The 14875-nt window shown below is 36.9% G+C and carries 12 protein-coding genes and 1 tRNA gene; 2 read left to right on the forward strand and 11 right to left on the reverse strand.

The window, feature by feature from the left end; translation table 11 throughout:
* Positions 1 to 491: 491 nt before the first annotated feature.
* Positions 492 to 564, reverse strand: a tRNA-Met gene (locus tag Q2U82_RS02840).
* Positions 565 to 740: 176 nt separating this feature from the next.
* Here Q2U82_RS02840 and Q2U82_RS02845 point away from each other — a divergent pair.
* Positions 741 to 2288: a hypothetical protein gene (locus Q2U82_RS02845; RefSeq protein ID WP_410006219.1), complete on the forward strand. Its 1548-nt coding sequence runs from the start codon at positions 741 to 743 to the stop codon at positions 2286 to 2288.
* Positions 2289 to 2303: 15 nt separating this feature from the next.
* Here Q2U82_RS02845 and Q2U82_RS02850 read toward each other — a convergent pair whose 3' ends face one another.
* Genes Q2U82_RS02850 through Q2U82_RS02860 form a run of 3 tightly spaced genes read right to left on the reverse strand, consistent with a single transcriptional unit; the run spans position 2304 to position 4821 of the window.
* Positions 2304 to 2657 (reverse strand): STAS/SEC14 domain-containing protein, encoded by a 354-nt coding sequence (locus tag Q2U82_RS02850; protein WP_410006220.1) that lies wholly within the window; start codon positions 2655 to 2657, stop codon positions 2304 to 2306.
* A 50-nt stretch (positions 2658 to 2707) separates the two neighbouring features.
* On the reverse strand, positions 2708 to 2887 hold the full coding sequence (locus tag Q2U82_RS02855) for a CPXCG motif-containing cysteine-rich protein (protein WP_410006221.1): 180 nt from the start codon (positions 2885 to 2887) through the stop codon (positions 2708 to 2710).
* Between the two features lie 23 nt (positions 2888 to 2910).
* Complete coding sequence (locus tag Q2U82_RS02860) at positions 2911 to 4821, reverse strand: ABC-F family ATP-binding cassette domain-containing protein (RefSeq protein WP_410006222.1); 1911 nt, start codon at positions 4819 to 4821, stop codon at positions 2911 to 2913.
* A 59-nt stretch (positions 4822 to 4880) separates the two neighbouring features.
* On the opposite strand from Q2U82_RS02860, the gene Q2U82_RS02865 reads away from it, so the two are divergent.
* Positions 4881 to 5267, forward strand: coding sequence for a DUF983 domain-containing protein (locus Q2U82_RS02865; RefSeq protein WP_410006223.1), 387 nt, complete (start codon positions 4881 to 4883; stop codon positions 5265 to 5267).
* Positions 5268 to 5278: 11 nt separating this feature from the next.
* Here the strand turns inward: Q2U82_RS02865 and Q2U82_RS02870 are convergent, their stop codons facing one another.
* From Q2U82_RS02870 to topA, 7 genes are all read right to left on the reverse strand, one after another.
* On the reverse strand, positions 5279 to 6325 hold the full coding sequence (locus tag Q2U82_RS02870) for an NAD(P)/FAD-dependent oxidoreductase (protein ID WP_410006224.1): 1047 nt from the start codon (positions 6323 to 6325) through the stop codon (positions 5279 to 5281).
* Between the two features lie 80 nt (positions 6326 to 6405).
* On the reverse strand, positions 6406 to 7305 hold the full coding sequence (gldN, locus tag Q2U82_RS02875) for a gliding motility protein GldN (RefSeq protein ID WP_410006225.1): 900 nt from the start codon (positions 7303 to 7305) through the stop codon (positions 6406 to 6408).
* A 25-nt stretch (positions 7306 to 7330) separates the two neighbouring features.
* On the reverse strand, positions 7331 to 8908 hold the full coding sequence (gene gldM / locus Q2U82_RS02880) for a gliding motility protein GldM (RefSeq protein WP_410006226.1): 1578 nt from the start codon (positions 8906 to 8908) through the stop codon (positions 7331 to 7333).
* Between the two features lie 44 nt (positions 8909 to 8952).
* On the reverse strand, positions 8953 to 9600 hold the full coding sequence (gldL, locus tag Q2U82_RS02885; protein ID WP_410006227.1) for a gliding motility protein GldL: 648 nt from the start codon (positions 9598 to 9600) through the stop codon (positions 8953 to 8955).
* A gap of 75 nt (positions 9601 to 9675) precedes the next feature.
* On the reverse strand, positions 9676 to 11049 hold the full coding sequence (gene gldK, locus Q2U82_RS02890) for a gliding motility lipoprotein GldK (RefSeq protein WP_410006228.1): 1374 nt from the start codon (positions 11047 to 11049) through the stop codon (positions 9676 to 9678).
* A gap of 114 nt (positions 11050 to 11163) precedes the next feature.
* A complete protein-coding gene (locus Q2U82_RS02895) occupies positions 11164 to 12327 on the reverse strand; it encodes a formimidoylglutamase (protein ID WP_410006229.1) in 1164 nt (387 codons plus the stop codon).
* Entirely contained in the window at positions 12327 to 14843 is a 2517-nt protein-coding gene (topA, locus tag Q2U82_RS02900; protein ID WP_410006230.1) for a type I DNA topoisomerase, read from the reverse strand. Before topA ends, Q2U82_RS02895 begins: the two co-directional genes overlap by 1 nt.
* Positions 14844 to 14875 lie beyond the last annotated feature (32 nt).

Below are 14875 nucleotides of genomic sequence, written 5' to 3' on the forward strand. Positions count from 1 at the left end.
ATGTAATACAAATTGGTTTGTTGTTAATTTTTAAAATTTAATCTGTAGGGATACAATTGTAATCAATCATTGCTAGGGCGCGCAATGTTTTTATCTTAGGGGATAAAAAAAATTTGGGGAGCAACTATCTTTCGCCGTTATTAAACCATAACAACTACTTGACGCTTCAAAGATAAAAAAAGATAGAGTAGTGATTTCTATTAAAAATGAAAAGAAATGTACTATTAGCCAAACGGATACAGTTTATCGGTCAACTACACACTTTCCGCTTTTTTTTTTAATTTCCTGTAAGAATTTTCATAAATTATATAATGAAATCCTTACTTTAACAAAGAAAATTTTAAGAAAACAATCCATTTTAAGAGGTCTTAGAGCTAAACTAGAAAGCATTTTTCGAAAAAGTGAATTAAATAGATTTCTTTCTATTTTTAAAAATAGAACTTCAATAAAAAAGGCCGACTTAAAAAGTCGGCCTTTTGGAGAAAATTTAGTAGCGGGAACAGGACTCGAACCTGTGACCTTCGGGTTATGAGCCCGACGAGCTACCTACTGCTCTATCCCGCGATGTGGATTTTCAATATTTCATCTTTAGCTTTCAACTTTCGGTTCATAATGCCGATAGAAATATTGGACTGCAAAGATACAAAGGATTTTAAACCCCGCAAGCTAGATATCATTATTTTTTGAAATGTATTAGTCAAAATTTCTTTTGCATCATCCTCTTTAACTATCTTTAAACTATGAACAAAAATCTGAGAAAGATTGCTTACATACTGCTCACCTTTGGAGCACTATTTATTATAGCTACAATTTCTATAAATAGTATATTAAAAAACAAGCTCGAAAAATTTATTCAGGAAAGGCTTCCGGAAAACATGGTTCGCTCTTATGACGATATTACTGTTGAATCTTTTGGCGGTTCACTTCTTGTCACAAATGCTTCATTAACCATCAAAAATAAAGAAGATGGCATTAATCACACTTTTATAAATGTTGAAAAACTAAAAATTTCAGACATAAGTTATTGGGACTATTTGCTGAATGATGAAATTCACGTTGAGGCTATTTCGCTTGAAAATCCAAAAATTGTTTATTTTGAAGACAAGCTTAAGCGCTCAAAAGATACTGTTCGTCAAGCAGTAGCACGAATATATAAACCGATCACTGTAAATCGTGTTCATATAAAAAACACTAAGTTGGCTATTTATGAAAAAGGGGAAGATTCCTTAAAGATTTATTCTGCGGGATTTACCCTTGAAGTGAACGAAGTAAAAGTTGATAACGGAACCGTTCTTCAAAAAATTCCTTTTGAATATAAAGATTTTGAGGCTAAAAGCGATACTGTTTTTGTTAAGGTAAGCCCATATGAAAATCTAACCGTTGAAGACCTTTCAATTGAAAATGGGAATGCCCTTTTTAAAAATCTAAAACTTAAAACAAAATATTCCAAAAAAGAACTTTCCAGAATTATACCAAAGGAGCGGGACCATTACGATCTTTCTTTGGAATCACTTTCAATTGATGGGTTTGACTTTGGTTTTAAACAGAATCGGTTTTTCGCGAAAAGCAAACAAGTTACCTTAGCCCATCCTTCCCTGGAAATTTACAGAGATAAACTGGTAGCCGATGATCCAAAAATAAAACCGCTCTACAGTAAAATGCTACGCGACCTGCCTTTTGAATTAACTGTGGATTCCCTAAAAATTTCTGACGCTAAAATAATTTACGAAGAAAGGGAAAAACAAGAAAACATGGGTGGCTCCATAAATTTCAAAAATATGAATGTGGCCATTTCAAATGTAAGCAATACGTATAATAGCCCTGAAAATACCAATCTAAAAATCACTGCCGATTTTATGGACAAAACTCCCATTTCTGCGGAATGGACTTTTGATGTTCAAAATAAAAATGACCAATTTATTTTTAAAGCAGAAGTAGGACCGCTTGACGCAGACAGAATGAACAGTTTTACCCAGCCAAATTTAAAAGTGAAGCTAGAAGGCCATACCAACAAAACATATTTTACCATTGATGGAAATAGCGAAAACTCAAAAACAGATTTAAAAATAAATTATTCAGATTTTAAAATTACCGTACTCCAAAAAGATGGAAAAAAGAAGAATGAATTTCTTTCTGCAATAACAGATATATTTATATCAAAAAACAGTAAAAAAAATGACGATTATTATCGTGAAAACACAGCACAGGCTACTCGAGACAAAACAAAATCTGTCTTTAACTTTTTATGGATCAGTGTAAAAAATGCTCTCGTTAAAACTATGCTTTGAAGTAAAAATAGTGAATTAATGACTTATCCACTGAATAGCTTCCAACCGCTGTTCACCTGAAAAAATTCTAATCTCTGCGCTAAAAAACAACTTCTCTAGATTACTAACAACTTGGAGCCATTTTCGGTCTGTAACCACTGCAACTTTTTCAAAACGATTCCCTGTTTTAAGTTTAAAGGGTACGCTTTTCACAACTGCTTTTAAAGAAATATCTGCATTTACGGTATCTTCAATATACAAATTTAACTTGTCAAAAGTTTCTAACTTTTCTTTCACCTGTTTCTGTATTCTTTCAACCGCAAGATCATCATAGGGGCCATCAACAATAAATCCTATAATATTATCGGCAAGTGAAAAAGAGGAGAGCATAGGGGAGTTTTGTTTAATTTGCACCTATAAAATTATAAAATAAAAACATACTAACCAATACTGTTCGTTGAAAAACCAATAAGTTCACCATCTTGAAAAGTTACATCAAGCTCGATTGGGTTGCAACAAATTTCACAGTCCTCTATATATTTTTGATGCTGAACAAAAGAATCCAGCAGCATCGATATTTCTTCCCAGCAATGGGGACATTGAAAAAAATGTTCGTACACGATTAACTATTTTAAAAATTAATTTAGGAAAGAGATTCCACAGTTTCCTGGAGTACTTCCCACTCTTCCATCAACTTTTTCAACTTTTTTTTCTTTTCTTGATACTTATCAAAAAAGTGAGGCTTAGCAATGGTTTCTTCATAATTTATAAGCAATTCAGTGTCAATATTTGCAATTTCTTTTTCTAAGGAAGAAATGGAAGATTCCACATTGCTTAATTTGTTTTTGGCAGATTTCAGTTTTTTCTGAATTTCATACTCCTCACCGGCACTTCTCTTTTCCTTTACTTCGGAAACAACGGTTCGTTTTTCAGCTTCGCGAAGGTTTTGAAGATTTCGCTCTTCAAGGAAATAATTAATATCACCCAAATATTCTTTAATGTGATGGTCTTTGAATTCGTAAACCTTATTGGTCAACCCTTGAAGAAAATCACGATCGTGGGAAACCAAAAGCAAGGTTCCCTCAAAGCTCTTCAAAGCATCTTTCAGGACATTTTTGGATTTTATGTCGAGGTGGTTTGTGGGCTCATCCATAACCAGAACATTGAAGGGCTGTAACAATAGTTTTGCCAACGCTAAACGGTTTCGCTCACCACCACTCAGTACGCGAACAAATTTTTCAACTTCATCGCCACGAAAAAGGAAGGAGCCCAAAATATCGCGCACACGGCTTCGGTTTTTTTCATTGGCAGCATCAATCATAGTGTCCAGCACTGTTTTGCTGCCATCCAGATAATCGGCTTGATTTTGGGCAAAGTAGCCTATCTGCACATTATGTCCCAAAGCTAGTTTTCCGCTGTATTCTATTTCACCAACAATAATTTTTGCCAAAGTAGATTTTCCCTGCCCGTTTTGGCCAACAAAAGCAATTTTGCTATCGCGATCTACCAAAAGATCTACGTCTTTCAAAACATTTTTCGGTCCGTAGTTTTTTGAAATATTTTCGGCCTCAATCACTACCTTCCCCGGAGTGATTGAAACGGGAAAACGCAGTGTCATTACACTGTTGTCGTCTTCATCAACTTCTATTCTGTCTATTTTGTCGAGCTTTTTTATAAGCGATTGCGCCATTGTGGCCTTACTGGCTTTTGCGCGAAATTTATCAATCAGCTTTTCGGTCTGCTCAATTTGTTTTTGTTGGTTTTTTTGCGAAGCCAATTGCTGCTGGCGCAATTCATTCCGAAGCACTAAATATTGTGTATAAGGCTTGTTGAAATCATAAATCTTTCCAAGCGAAATTTCAATTGTACGGTTCGTTACATTATCTAAAAACATTTTATCGTGGGAAACGATCACAACAGCGCCAGCGTAGCCTTTTAAAAATTCCTCCAGCCAAAGTATGGATTCAATATCCAAATGGTTCGTTGGCTCATCCAACAATAGAATATCATTGTTTTGGAGCAATAGTTTTGCAAGTTCAATACGCATACGCCAACCTCCTGAAAAGGTTTCGGTAAGTTTTGTGAAATCTTCCCGTTGAAAACCCAAACCCTGCAAAATTCGTTCAGTTTCTCCTTGGTAGTTGTAACCTCCATGAATTTCGTATTGGTGCTGCACCTCGTTTAAATCTACCATCAATTGATGATAACTATCACTTTCATAATCGGTGCGCTCCGCTAGTTGGGTATTTATTTCGGCAAGTTGTTTTTCGAGTCTTTTTATCTCTGTGAAAGCTTCATAGGATTCTTCTAAAACGGTTCTTCCTTTTTCAAAATCAATATCCTGCTTTAAAAAACCTATTGAAATTTCCTTATCAGTCGCTATTTGACCAGTGTCATATTCCTGCTCGCCTGCAATAATTTTCAAAAGCGTTGACTTGCCCGCACCATTTTTACCAACCAAACCAACCCGATCGCCCGGTTTTAGCTGAAAAGTTATTTTTTCGAACAAATAGTCGCCTTGAAAGGAAACTGAAAGATTGTGGATATTGACCATTTAAAAGGGCTAAAATTTTTGCAAAGATGCTTATTTTTGTTGTGCTAAAAAAACTGGTAATGCAATTACTTAAAGGCTCTAAACTCTACAGTATTTTTACGGGAACTTGCCCCGTATGTCATGAAGGCGAAATGTATTTGGAAAACAATCCTTACAAAATTTCCAAAATCATGAAAATGCACGACCATTGTAGCCATTGCGGTAAAAAATTTAAAATTGAGCCTTCATTCTTTTTCGGAGCAATGTATGTTAGCTACGGCGTTGGAGTGGCAATTGCTGTTGCCGCATTTATCATTTCTTACTTTTTTATTGGGTTGGACAGAAATTATACTTTTCTCGTCATTATTTTAACCTTGATTATCTTATTTCCTCCTATTGTTAGAGTTTCCAGGAATATTTGGATAAACTTTTTTGTTAAGTACGATAAAAATAAGGCAAAGTCTTAAAATTTCAGAATTTACATTACCATCCTTTGAATGTCCATTTCTTGAGGAAGGGACTCTTTATCTTCCAAAAAATTCAAAAGAATTTCTGAAAGCAAAGGGGCCATCAAAAACCCGCGTGAACCTAGGCCATTGAAGAAAACAAGGTTTGGATTTTCTGCTAAACTACCCAATAAAGGCCTGTGATCTTTGGTAGTAGGCCGTACTCCTGCGGTTTGACCGATTATTTCAAAAGGACAATTGATAAATGTATTCAACTTCGAAAGAATTTCCTCTTTCGAAGCTTCAGTTGGGTTTGTGCAATAGTCATCTCGGCTGTAAGTTGCACCCACTTTGTATTGATGGTTTCCTATTGGGATAATATACACTGGACCTTTTAAAAGCTCCTTTAAATGCAAATCTGGAGCTTTTATAATAATGTATTCACCTTTGTTTGCTATGATAGCCTGTTTCGGGAAAAAAGGATTGTCAATCACTTTAGCACCTTCTGTAAAAATGATCTTTTTAGCTGAAATATTTTTGTAAACCACACTGTTCTCTTTCTGCTGAATGGAATCATAGTGAAAATTTTCCGATAGCAAAATGTCTTTGTGCTCTAAATAATTGCGGTATTCTGAAAGTAAATTGGCCGTATGTATTTGAGCAGAACCCAGAACTTTTCCAAAACCAAAGGGAGCATCGACTGATGTGTTTGTGTTCTTTAAGAATTCTGTGGAAAGAAATTTTTGCAATTCTCTTTTATCGCTCGCCACTGACCAATTATTCTGTTCTTCCACACTTTTGAAAATTCTTAAGATTGGCGTTTCTGTAAATATTTCAAGATTAAGTTTTTCAGAAAGTTCAGCATAAAACTTTACTGCGTAAGGGAAAAACACTGAAGCATTCCAAGCTACTGTAAAGCGCTTAAGAACGGTTGGATTAAAAACGCCACCAGATTTAGCCGTTGACCCTTCTAGCCCGTTATCAATCACGACAAAGCTTTTGCCGTGCAGATGAAGTTGCTCGCACAAACTGATACCCGCAATGCCGAGCCCAACAATTATATAATCTTTTTCAATCATCAATTTTATAATAAAAAACCCTTCAGTTTCCTATATGGAACGTGAAGGGTTTTTCTTCAAATTATGGCTTTATTAACTAATTAATAATTCCACAAATCTATTTCAATATTACGAATCTGTTCTTTGATACGATCAGACTCCAACAATTGCATAAGCGCATTGTCATTAATATAATTTTTAACATCTCTATCGCCCTGAACGTTATCTTCTTTATAAATAACAGCATTAAAGCGTCTTGAATTCAACAAATGATCGTACGAAATTGGTTGCGAGGTATTTTTTCTATTAAATGCCTTTGCCTCGTGTAAAACTTCGCGGGCTCCTGGAAACCAAATCCAAAAGAGTTCAACTTTTGAATCAATACCATCATCAGGGAATGCTTTGGAACGTGCTTCATTTGCTACTGGACAAATACCCAACATACGGTATTTTAATTCGCCTTGGCGCTTGTCTAAATACCAATAGCCTCTAATGTGCCATTCTTCAATATCTCCTGCATCCAGTGAAAATTTACGAACATATTGTTCATCAACAATCCCTTCGGCGTTGTATTGCTCAATACCCAAATCGGTAGTATCACTATAAACCAAAGAAGCTTCAATGTCCTTTAAGGTACGTTTTTCAGTGAAGTATGAATCTACGTAAACGCTTTCAATCTTTCCGTTTTTAATGTTTTTTACCAAAACATCATAAAGTGAACGTCTGTCTGCGCCAATGTTGTTTGTATCTATAGGGTAATACAAAGGAAAGTTGACTCTTTCATCAAGGTCAATTATTTCCCAAGTTGTTTTGGACCACAACACATCGCGATCATCTGTGTAGCCATATGGCAACGGCTCATCATTATCATAGGCAATCTGCGCTTCGGTCTTTTTGCCTATCTCCTCAGGAGTTTTGGCATTAAGGATGTTTAACTGCGCATTAGCAGCAGTAACAGCACCTAGTCCAAAAACAAATAAAACAACATTTTTAAAATTCATACCGATAGGGGTTTATATACAAATATTAGTTTGTCAATTCAATAATTACAGGAGAAATCTTTTTCAATTTATAACCTGAATTTCCTGCAAGGTTTGCATTTATATCAAAAATTTGAACTGCATCACCACGCTGTGCTCTTCTTAAAGCACCTTTTGCAGCTGCATCTAATCTTGTTCCGTTTACCTTAACTGTTGGTTGTCCCGAAACTTTAAAACTAAATCCAGTTACATTTATATTCAATTCGAAATCAAAATCCTGCAATATCGCAGAAACAGTTGAAATCTCAAGACCTCCACGTTCCATACGTACAATTCCTGTTTCACCACGGATAGCTCCTACTGGTGGTGGAATATCTTTAATACGGAATTCAGATTTTGAACCTACTGGTTTGCCATCAGGCAATGTTCCAGTTGCCGAAATCATAACAGTTCTTCCAGCACCAGGACGCATTACATATTTGCTTCCAGAAACTCTTGAAAGACCTGCAGCTGAAGCGTTCACCTTATTGTCCGGTATTCCAGGAATGGATACTGTCATCGGGTTGTCTACACCTCGGTAAACAACGTTCATTTTGTCTGCAGCAATTACCGCTGAATTTGGCAATGAAATTGTAGCAAATTGGCGATTAACCTCTACTTCAGTCTCTTCACCTCCTTCACCATAGAAAAGAATTCCTTCAATTTTATGATCTCCGGGCGCTCCGGCATTTACATTCATTTTTACTTTACCACCTTCAAAGGTATAATCAGTACCCTCAACAAGTTTTCTGCCATCTAATGTTAATTCAGCTCTTTTTGGCTTGGTGCTTTCATCAGTTCTTCCTAATACAATAGCTCCATCAAATTTTTCACCTGAATAATATGCAGATTTTGAAGTTTCCAACAATGTTGAATAGTTATCGAATGATAACGCAGCTGCTTGCTGTCCTGCAAGCATACGTTGCAATAATTCACTTTTTGTTGTTTTAATATCTGCCTGAATCTGGGTCATTTTGGTCAATGATGCTACTAAAGGGAAACCTTCATAGTTATAGTTTAACCAAGCTACTTTTTTGCCATCACGGTTAGCAACTTCTGCAGTAGAAAAATTAGCTTCAATAGATTTCTTGATTTCTGCAATACCTGCAACTTTAGCGAGAGCAGTATCAGATAAAACAGTCATCATATCTTCACGATATTTATTCATTTTATCTAAAAACTCTTGGCCTCCTGGCTTATAATTATCTCCCGTAAAGAATAAATTATTAAAGTAGTCTGGTTTATCCATCACTTCGTAATCTGTTGGGTCTTCAATTTTCTCAATAGATGCAGATTTAAGTGTGGTTATATACGCATCAAGTTCATCAGAAATCTTTGATACCTCATCAGCTTTTGCCTTTACTGCAGCATACTGTGCAGGCTCATCGTTGGCTTTAACTGCTAAACCTTCCATAAAAGCGGTGTTTCGCTGTGAAGTTGCCACGTTGGCATCAGTTATTTTCTCATTCAGTAATCCAAAAGCCGATAATACTTCTTTGGACATGTTTAATGCAAGCATCGCGATGAAAACCAGATACATCAGGTTAATCATCTTCTGCCTTGGGGATAGTTTTCCTCCTGCCATTTTTATTCTTTTTTAAAGATTAATAATTAAGGTGAAAACCTATCTTAGTTTCTATTAGTCATTGCAGAAAGCATACCTCCATAAACTCCATTCAATGAAGAAAGGTTAGTAGCCAAATGCTGCATCTGTTGCTTTAATTGTTCCGCATTTTCAGCAACGGCCTGGTTTGCCTCTGCTTGACGGCTGGTTGACTCAATCTGTACTTTGTACAAGCTGTTTAATGAATCCATTTGAGCTGCTGCAAGCGCCATTTCTTCGCTATATTTTTTAGTAGAGTTCATAGCTTCTGCAGTAGGAGCCATGCTTTTGGTAGCACCTTCAAAAGAACGGATGCTTGTAGAAAGACTATTCATTAATTCTGAATCGATACGCGCTTCTTTAAGCATTTCATCTAATTTTTTAGACAAAAGTCCTTGTGCATCTTCTGGCTCTTTTTTCTTTCTGTCCTGCATTGCACCACCAGCCAATTCAGGGTAAACCAAAGACCAATCCAAATCGTCATCTACAGGCTCGAAAGCAGAGATTGCGAAAATAATTGCCTCAGTGATAAGTCCTACTGCTAAAAGAATACCTCCGTTTAAAGGACCTAGCTCCCAGTGAAGAATTTTGAAAAGTGCTCCTAAAATTACGATGGATGCCCCAAGGCCGTAGGCCATGTTAAATAGTTTTTTTGATGATCTTGATTGTGCCATAATTAATTAGTTTTTTAATTGAGGTGTTTAGTTAAGGTTAAATATTTAAAGTTGATTTGGTTTAATTTCAATAGGTTAGCGTGCGTCACCAAATTTATCATTAAGTGTAACATCAGTACCCATATAATCCTGCACAGTCCTAAAGCCAATATAGCTTCTTGCAGAATCTGCATATTCATAGTCACGAGTACTTACCTGAAGAAAATAAGCCACGTCTTTCCATGAACCACCACGAACTACCTTTCTCATGTTATTTGGATCATTCACATTAGGGTTCATTGTAGAAGTGTAATCATAAGAAGCGGGATCATAAGAAGAAGCCACCCATTCCGATACATTTCCAGACATATTGTAAAGGTTAAAATCATTGGGCTCATAAGATTTGGCCTCAACAGTATATAACGCTTGATCTGCAGCATAATCACCACGTAGTGGTTTAAAGTTTGCCATAAAGCAACCACGGTCGTTTTTAGCGTAAGGCCCACCCCAAGGATAAGTTGCTGATTCCAGACCACCGCGTGCGGCATATTCCCATTCTGCTTCACCAGGAAGACGGAATGAGTTTACAAAATTTTGTTTTTTTGATTTTTGGTATGAGTTCTTATATAAAGTTCTCCAAGCACAGAATGCTTTTGCCTGTTTCCAAGTTACACCAACAACAGGATAATCACCATAAGCTTCGTGCCAAAAGTAATCGTTGTGCATTGGCTCATTATATGAATAGTTAAAATCCTTAATCCAAACAGTAGTATCTGGATAGATATTCAACTCTTCTTTTTTGATGAAATCTTTTCGCCTCTTAGTCTTATCTCTTGCTGCAGATTCAATATCCATGTATGTATATTGGAAATTCAATTTGCTAACATCAATTGTTCTCTGTCCGTTGTATGCTTCCTCCGTTGGAATATACATTGTATCCATTACTTCAGAATAATACTCATCTGGATATTCAGCCGTATCCCAAATTAAATCAACTTTGTCGTTCAATTTTCTTCCAGCATAGTAATCTTCACCCATACCGAAATAATTATCATACATATATTGCTGATAAGGTGTCATTTCTTCGTTTTCTTGATCAACGAATGCAAATTCACCTACACCACCATCTCCTGGAGTCGCTCCAACTTCATCAGCCATAATAGCAAGACGCAATCTTACTGTAGAATCACGCACCCAATTCACAAATTGACGGTACTCAGCATTTGTAATTTCGGTTTCATCCATATAGAACGAACGAACCGTCACGGTCTTTGTTGGCGCATCATTTACGGCAACAAAATCGTCATCACTTTTACCCATGATGAAAGATCCACCTGGGATAAGCGTCATTCCGTAAGGCTTTTGAGGATACCATTTTTTACCTTTTGCCCCAACCAGTTCTCCCCGGTCTCCGGAGTTACAACTGAACAAAAAGGCAACGATCGCAGTTAATGCAATAAACTTCTTCATAGGTATTTAGGTTAAATTTCGAGATTCAAGGGCGTAAACCTATCTATAAAATTTCAAAAAAACAATTTTTTTTTGAAAAACCATTGATCCCTGATTTTTACTTGTCTTGTTTGATTATACTTCATTTTTGTGGCGGGCTTTTAACCACCGCTCAGGAATTTCCTGATTGCATGCACCCAAATATTCGCCATAAGTGCAAGGTAATAACGTTCTACGTTTTAATTTATTATTAACATTTGAAATAAATGGCAAAAGAATCCACCATCGCTCTGTTTTATTGCTCTTTTTGAATTCCAATACCTCATCTTCTATTGGAACTTTATATGTTGTAAAGAGTTTTTCATTATCAAAATCATCATCTTCTACTCTAAAATTGAATCCTTCAACAAAATACCAAAATATCTGCGCTATTAGCATTGCGCCGCTTTTACTTTCAATAAAATCGCTTAATTCGTAAACGCCGAAAGATTTTATTTTATTGCTAATGCCTGCATATCGAGAAATAGCACAAATTTCACGACCGTCAAAACCATTAGGGCTGTCATTGCTTTTATAACTTAATTCTGCGCTTTTTATTGCGGTAACATCTAATGTTACCATATCAGCATCTCTCATTATTGGTTCAACCACAGTAATATCTGCACAAACTTCACCTAATCTATATGCATCAAAAAACAATTTATCCATCAATGCAATCTCTTGTGGCGCGTTGAAAAAAGATTGGTACCCCAAAACACTATAATTAAACAGATTGTAGGGTTTGTCCACAACCATTTTCCCTACGTATGATTTATTTGAGATTGGCAATTCAGCATTTCCAAGGTCAAAGCGGTTGTCAATATTTACTATATTAACCATTTCACCTATTCCATCATAGGCACGGTACTGCGCATAGGCCATATCCTGACTACCCCCAAAAATGAGCGGAGTAATATTTTTTTTGAGAAGCGCAGCTGTAACTTCTTTAGCAGCAAAGCGAGTATCTTCGGCCGTTTCACCTTTTTCAATATCGCCAAGGTCAATTATTTTATAATTCCAGTTGCCGGGATATAAAGAATATAAAGCTTTTCTATATGCATCAAATGAAATCTCAGCTCCAATGAAATTAACATCGGCTCGGTTTTCCTTAATTCCAAGAATTGCAAACTTAACGTTTTTTAAATCTGGTAATTCTCCTGATTTGGCATGAACATCAATCTGTTTTCCCAAAGTTCCAAATGGCAAAACTTCTCTATGGGCCAATACTTTTTTTGAAACTGGGGATAAAAACTCTATCATTATTTTTTCTTGGCTGTAGCTTTTTTCTTAGTTGTGGTTTTCTTTTTTGCAGCGGTTTTCTTCTTCGGACTTTTCTTTTCAAGCAAATCTTTTGCTTCTTCCAAAGTTATTTTATCGGCCTCAGTGCCTTTTGGCAATTCCACTTTTGTTTTTCCTTTTATAAGATTGAAACGCCCCCAACGTGCTTTCTCGATGCGAATTTTCTCTTCGGGCCATTCGTTGATTAGCTTATCAATTTCCTTTTGTTTTTTGTCTTCAATCAACTCTTCAATATCTTCATTGGAAAGATTATCAAAATCATACTTTTTGTTCACGTTGATGAACATATTGTTCCATTTTATAAAGGGTCCAAAACGCCCAACTCCTTTTTGAACTGGCAGATCCTCATACATATATATAGGAGCGTCAGCTTTTTTCTTTTCTTCAATTAACTCTTTCGCAAAGGCCATATCCACATCAAGAGGATCCATTCCTTTTGGAAGTGAAATAAAAGTTTTTCCGAAACGAACATAAGGACCAAAACGGCCGTTATTAACCTCAACTTCTTCGTTGTCATAAACACCTAAAGTCTTTGGAAGTTTGAACAGATCCATCACTTCCTCAAAAGTAACTAAATGCAGTTGCTGGTCTGGACGAAGGCTGGCGAATTTCTTTTCTTCATCGTCCGGCGCTCCAATCTGTGCCATGGGGCCGTATTTACCAAGGCGAACCAAAACGGTTTTTCCTGTTTCTGGGTCTTCGCCAAGAATACGTTCGCCGCTTTCGCGGTCAGCATTTTCTTCAACATGTTCTACCCGCGGATGGAATTTTCCGTAGAAATCCTTCATCATCTTTGTCCACTCCTCTTTTCCTTCGGCAATGTCGTCAAAATCCTGCTCAACTTTTGCGGTGAAATTGTAATCGAGAATATTCTCAAAATGTTCTACCAAAAAGTCGTTTACTATCATCCCGATATCCGTGGGCACCAATTTTCCTTTATCTGAACCAACGGTTTCAGTCAAGGTTTTATCTTTTATGCTTTCCTTTTGAAGCGTAAGCTGAAGATATTTTCGCTCCACGCCTTCCACAGTTCCCTTTTCAACATAATTTCTGCTAATAATGGTAGAAATAGTGGGCGCATAGGTTGACGGTCGACCAATACCAAGCTCTTCCAACTGTTTTACCAACGAAGCTTCCGTAAAACGATACGGCGGACGCGTAAAGCGTTCGGTTGCGGTGATGTAATTATTTTCAAGTGAATCGCCATTTTTCATATTCGGCAGCATTCCTTCTTGCTCTTCTTCCTCAAAATCGGTTCCTTCCAAATAGACTTTTAGGAAACCGTCAAATTTTATCATTTCACCATTTGCAGTAAAATGCTCTGCAACTTTTTCTTTTGAAAGCACGTCAATCTTCACATTAGTGCGTTCCAATTGCGCATCGCTCATTTGCGAAGCCAGCGTCCGTTTCCAAATCAAATCATACAAACGTGCTTGGTCATGATCACCGGTAATATTGTGCTGACTCATATCTGTAGGACGGATTGCCTCGTGCGCTTCCTGTGCGCCTTTGCTTTTCCCCTTATAATCACGTGGTTTGCTATACTCTTTTCCGTAGGAAGAAGTAATTTCTTTCTGTGCTGCATTTTTAGCGTCGTTAGAAAGATTCACACTATCGGTACGCATATAGGTTATAAGTCCAGCTTCGTAAAGACGCTGTGCAATTGTCATCGTTTTCCCAACTGAGAAATATAACTTTCGCGCAGCTTCCTGTTGTAATGTTGAGGTTGTAAATGGCGCCGCCGGAGATTTGCTGGCGGGTTTCTTAGTTAAATCTGAAATTTTATAATTAGCGCCCAAATTCTTTCGAAGAAACTCGCGTGCCTCTTCTTCCGTATCAAAATTCTTTGGAAGTTTTGCCTTGAATTTACTGCCTTCAAGCGTTGTAAACTCTGCATCAATTCTATACGAACCAACCGGCTTGAAAGCTTCAATTTCTCTTTCGCGTTCCACAATCAATCGCACTGCAACCGATTGCACTCGACCTGCGGAAAGCCCGCCTTTCACTTTTTTCCAAAGAACCGGTGAAAGCTCATAACCCACCAAACGGTCGAGCACACGACGTGCTTGTTGGGCGTTTACCAAATTATAATCTATTTGGCGTGGGTTTTCAATCGCTTTTAAAATGGCGGTTTTTGTAATTTCGTGAAAAACAATACGTTTTGTTTTGTTTTTGTCCAGCTTCAACTCTTCTGCCAAATGCCACGCAATGGCTTCCCCTTCCCGGTCCTCATCACTAGCCAGCCAAACCATATCAGCATTTTTGGAAAGTGCCTTCAACTCTGCCACCAGCTTTTTCTTATCACTGCTCACTATATATTTAGGTGTGAAATCCCCTTCAACATCCACGCCCAATTCCTTGGACGGAAGATCTGCAATGTGCCCAAAACTGGAGGAAACCTTGAAATCTTTCCCAAGAAATTTTTCAATGGTTTTTGCTTTTGCCGGGGACTCAACTATCACTAAATTCTTTGCCATATCCTATATTGTTATGATTGCAAAAGTATATG

Origin of the sequence: Aequorivita nionensis, assembly GCF_046352995.1 — a bacterium.
GTDB lineage: Bacteria > Bacteroidota > Bacteroidia > Flavobacteriales > Flavobacteriaceae > Aequorivita > Aequorivita nionensis.

Coding starts and splice junctions, on each gene's coding strand:
- Q2U82_RS02870 (WP_410006224.1), bottom strand. CDS start 6,325: ATGATTGAAAAAGATTATATAATTGTTGGGCTCGGCATTGCGGGTATC.
- gldK (WP_410006228.1), bottom strand. CDS start 11,049: ATGAAGAAGTTTATTGCATTAACTGCGATCGTTGCCTTTTTGTTCAGT.
- gldM (WP_410006226.1), bottom strand. CDS start 8,908: ATGGCAGGAGGAAAACTATCCCCAAGGCAGAAGATGATTAACCTGATG.
- gldL (WP_410006227.1), bottom strand. CDS start 9,600: ATGGCACAATCAAGATCATCAAAAAAACTATTTAACATGGCCTACGGC.
- Q2U82_RS02865 (WP_410006223.1), top strand. CDS start 4,881: ATGCAATTACTTAAAGGCTCTAAACTCTACAGTATTTTTACGGGAACT.
- Q2U82_RS02850 (WP_410006220.1), bottom strand. CDS start 2,657: ATGCTCTCCTCTTTTTCACTTGCCGATAATATTATAGGATTTATTGTT.
- topA (WP_410006230.1), bottom strand. CDS start 14,843: ATGGCAAAGAATTTAGTGATAGTTGAGTCCCCGGCAAAAGCAAAAACC.
- Q2U82_RS02895 (WP_410006229.1), bottom strand. CDS start 12,327: ATGATAGAGTTTTTATCCCCAGTTTCAAAAAAAGTATTGGCCCATAGA.
- gldN (WP_410006225.1), bottom strand. CDS start 7,305: ATGAATTTTAAAAATGTTGTTTTATTTGTTTTTGGACTAGGTGCTGTT.
- Q2U82_RS02860 (WP_410006222.1), bottom strand. CDS start 4,821: ATGGTCAATATCCACAATCTTTCAGTTTCCTTTCAAGGCGACTATTTG.
- Q2U82_RS02845 (WP_410006219.1), top strand. CDS start 741: ATGAACAAAAATCTGAGAAAGATTGCTTACATACTGCTCACCTTTGGA.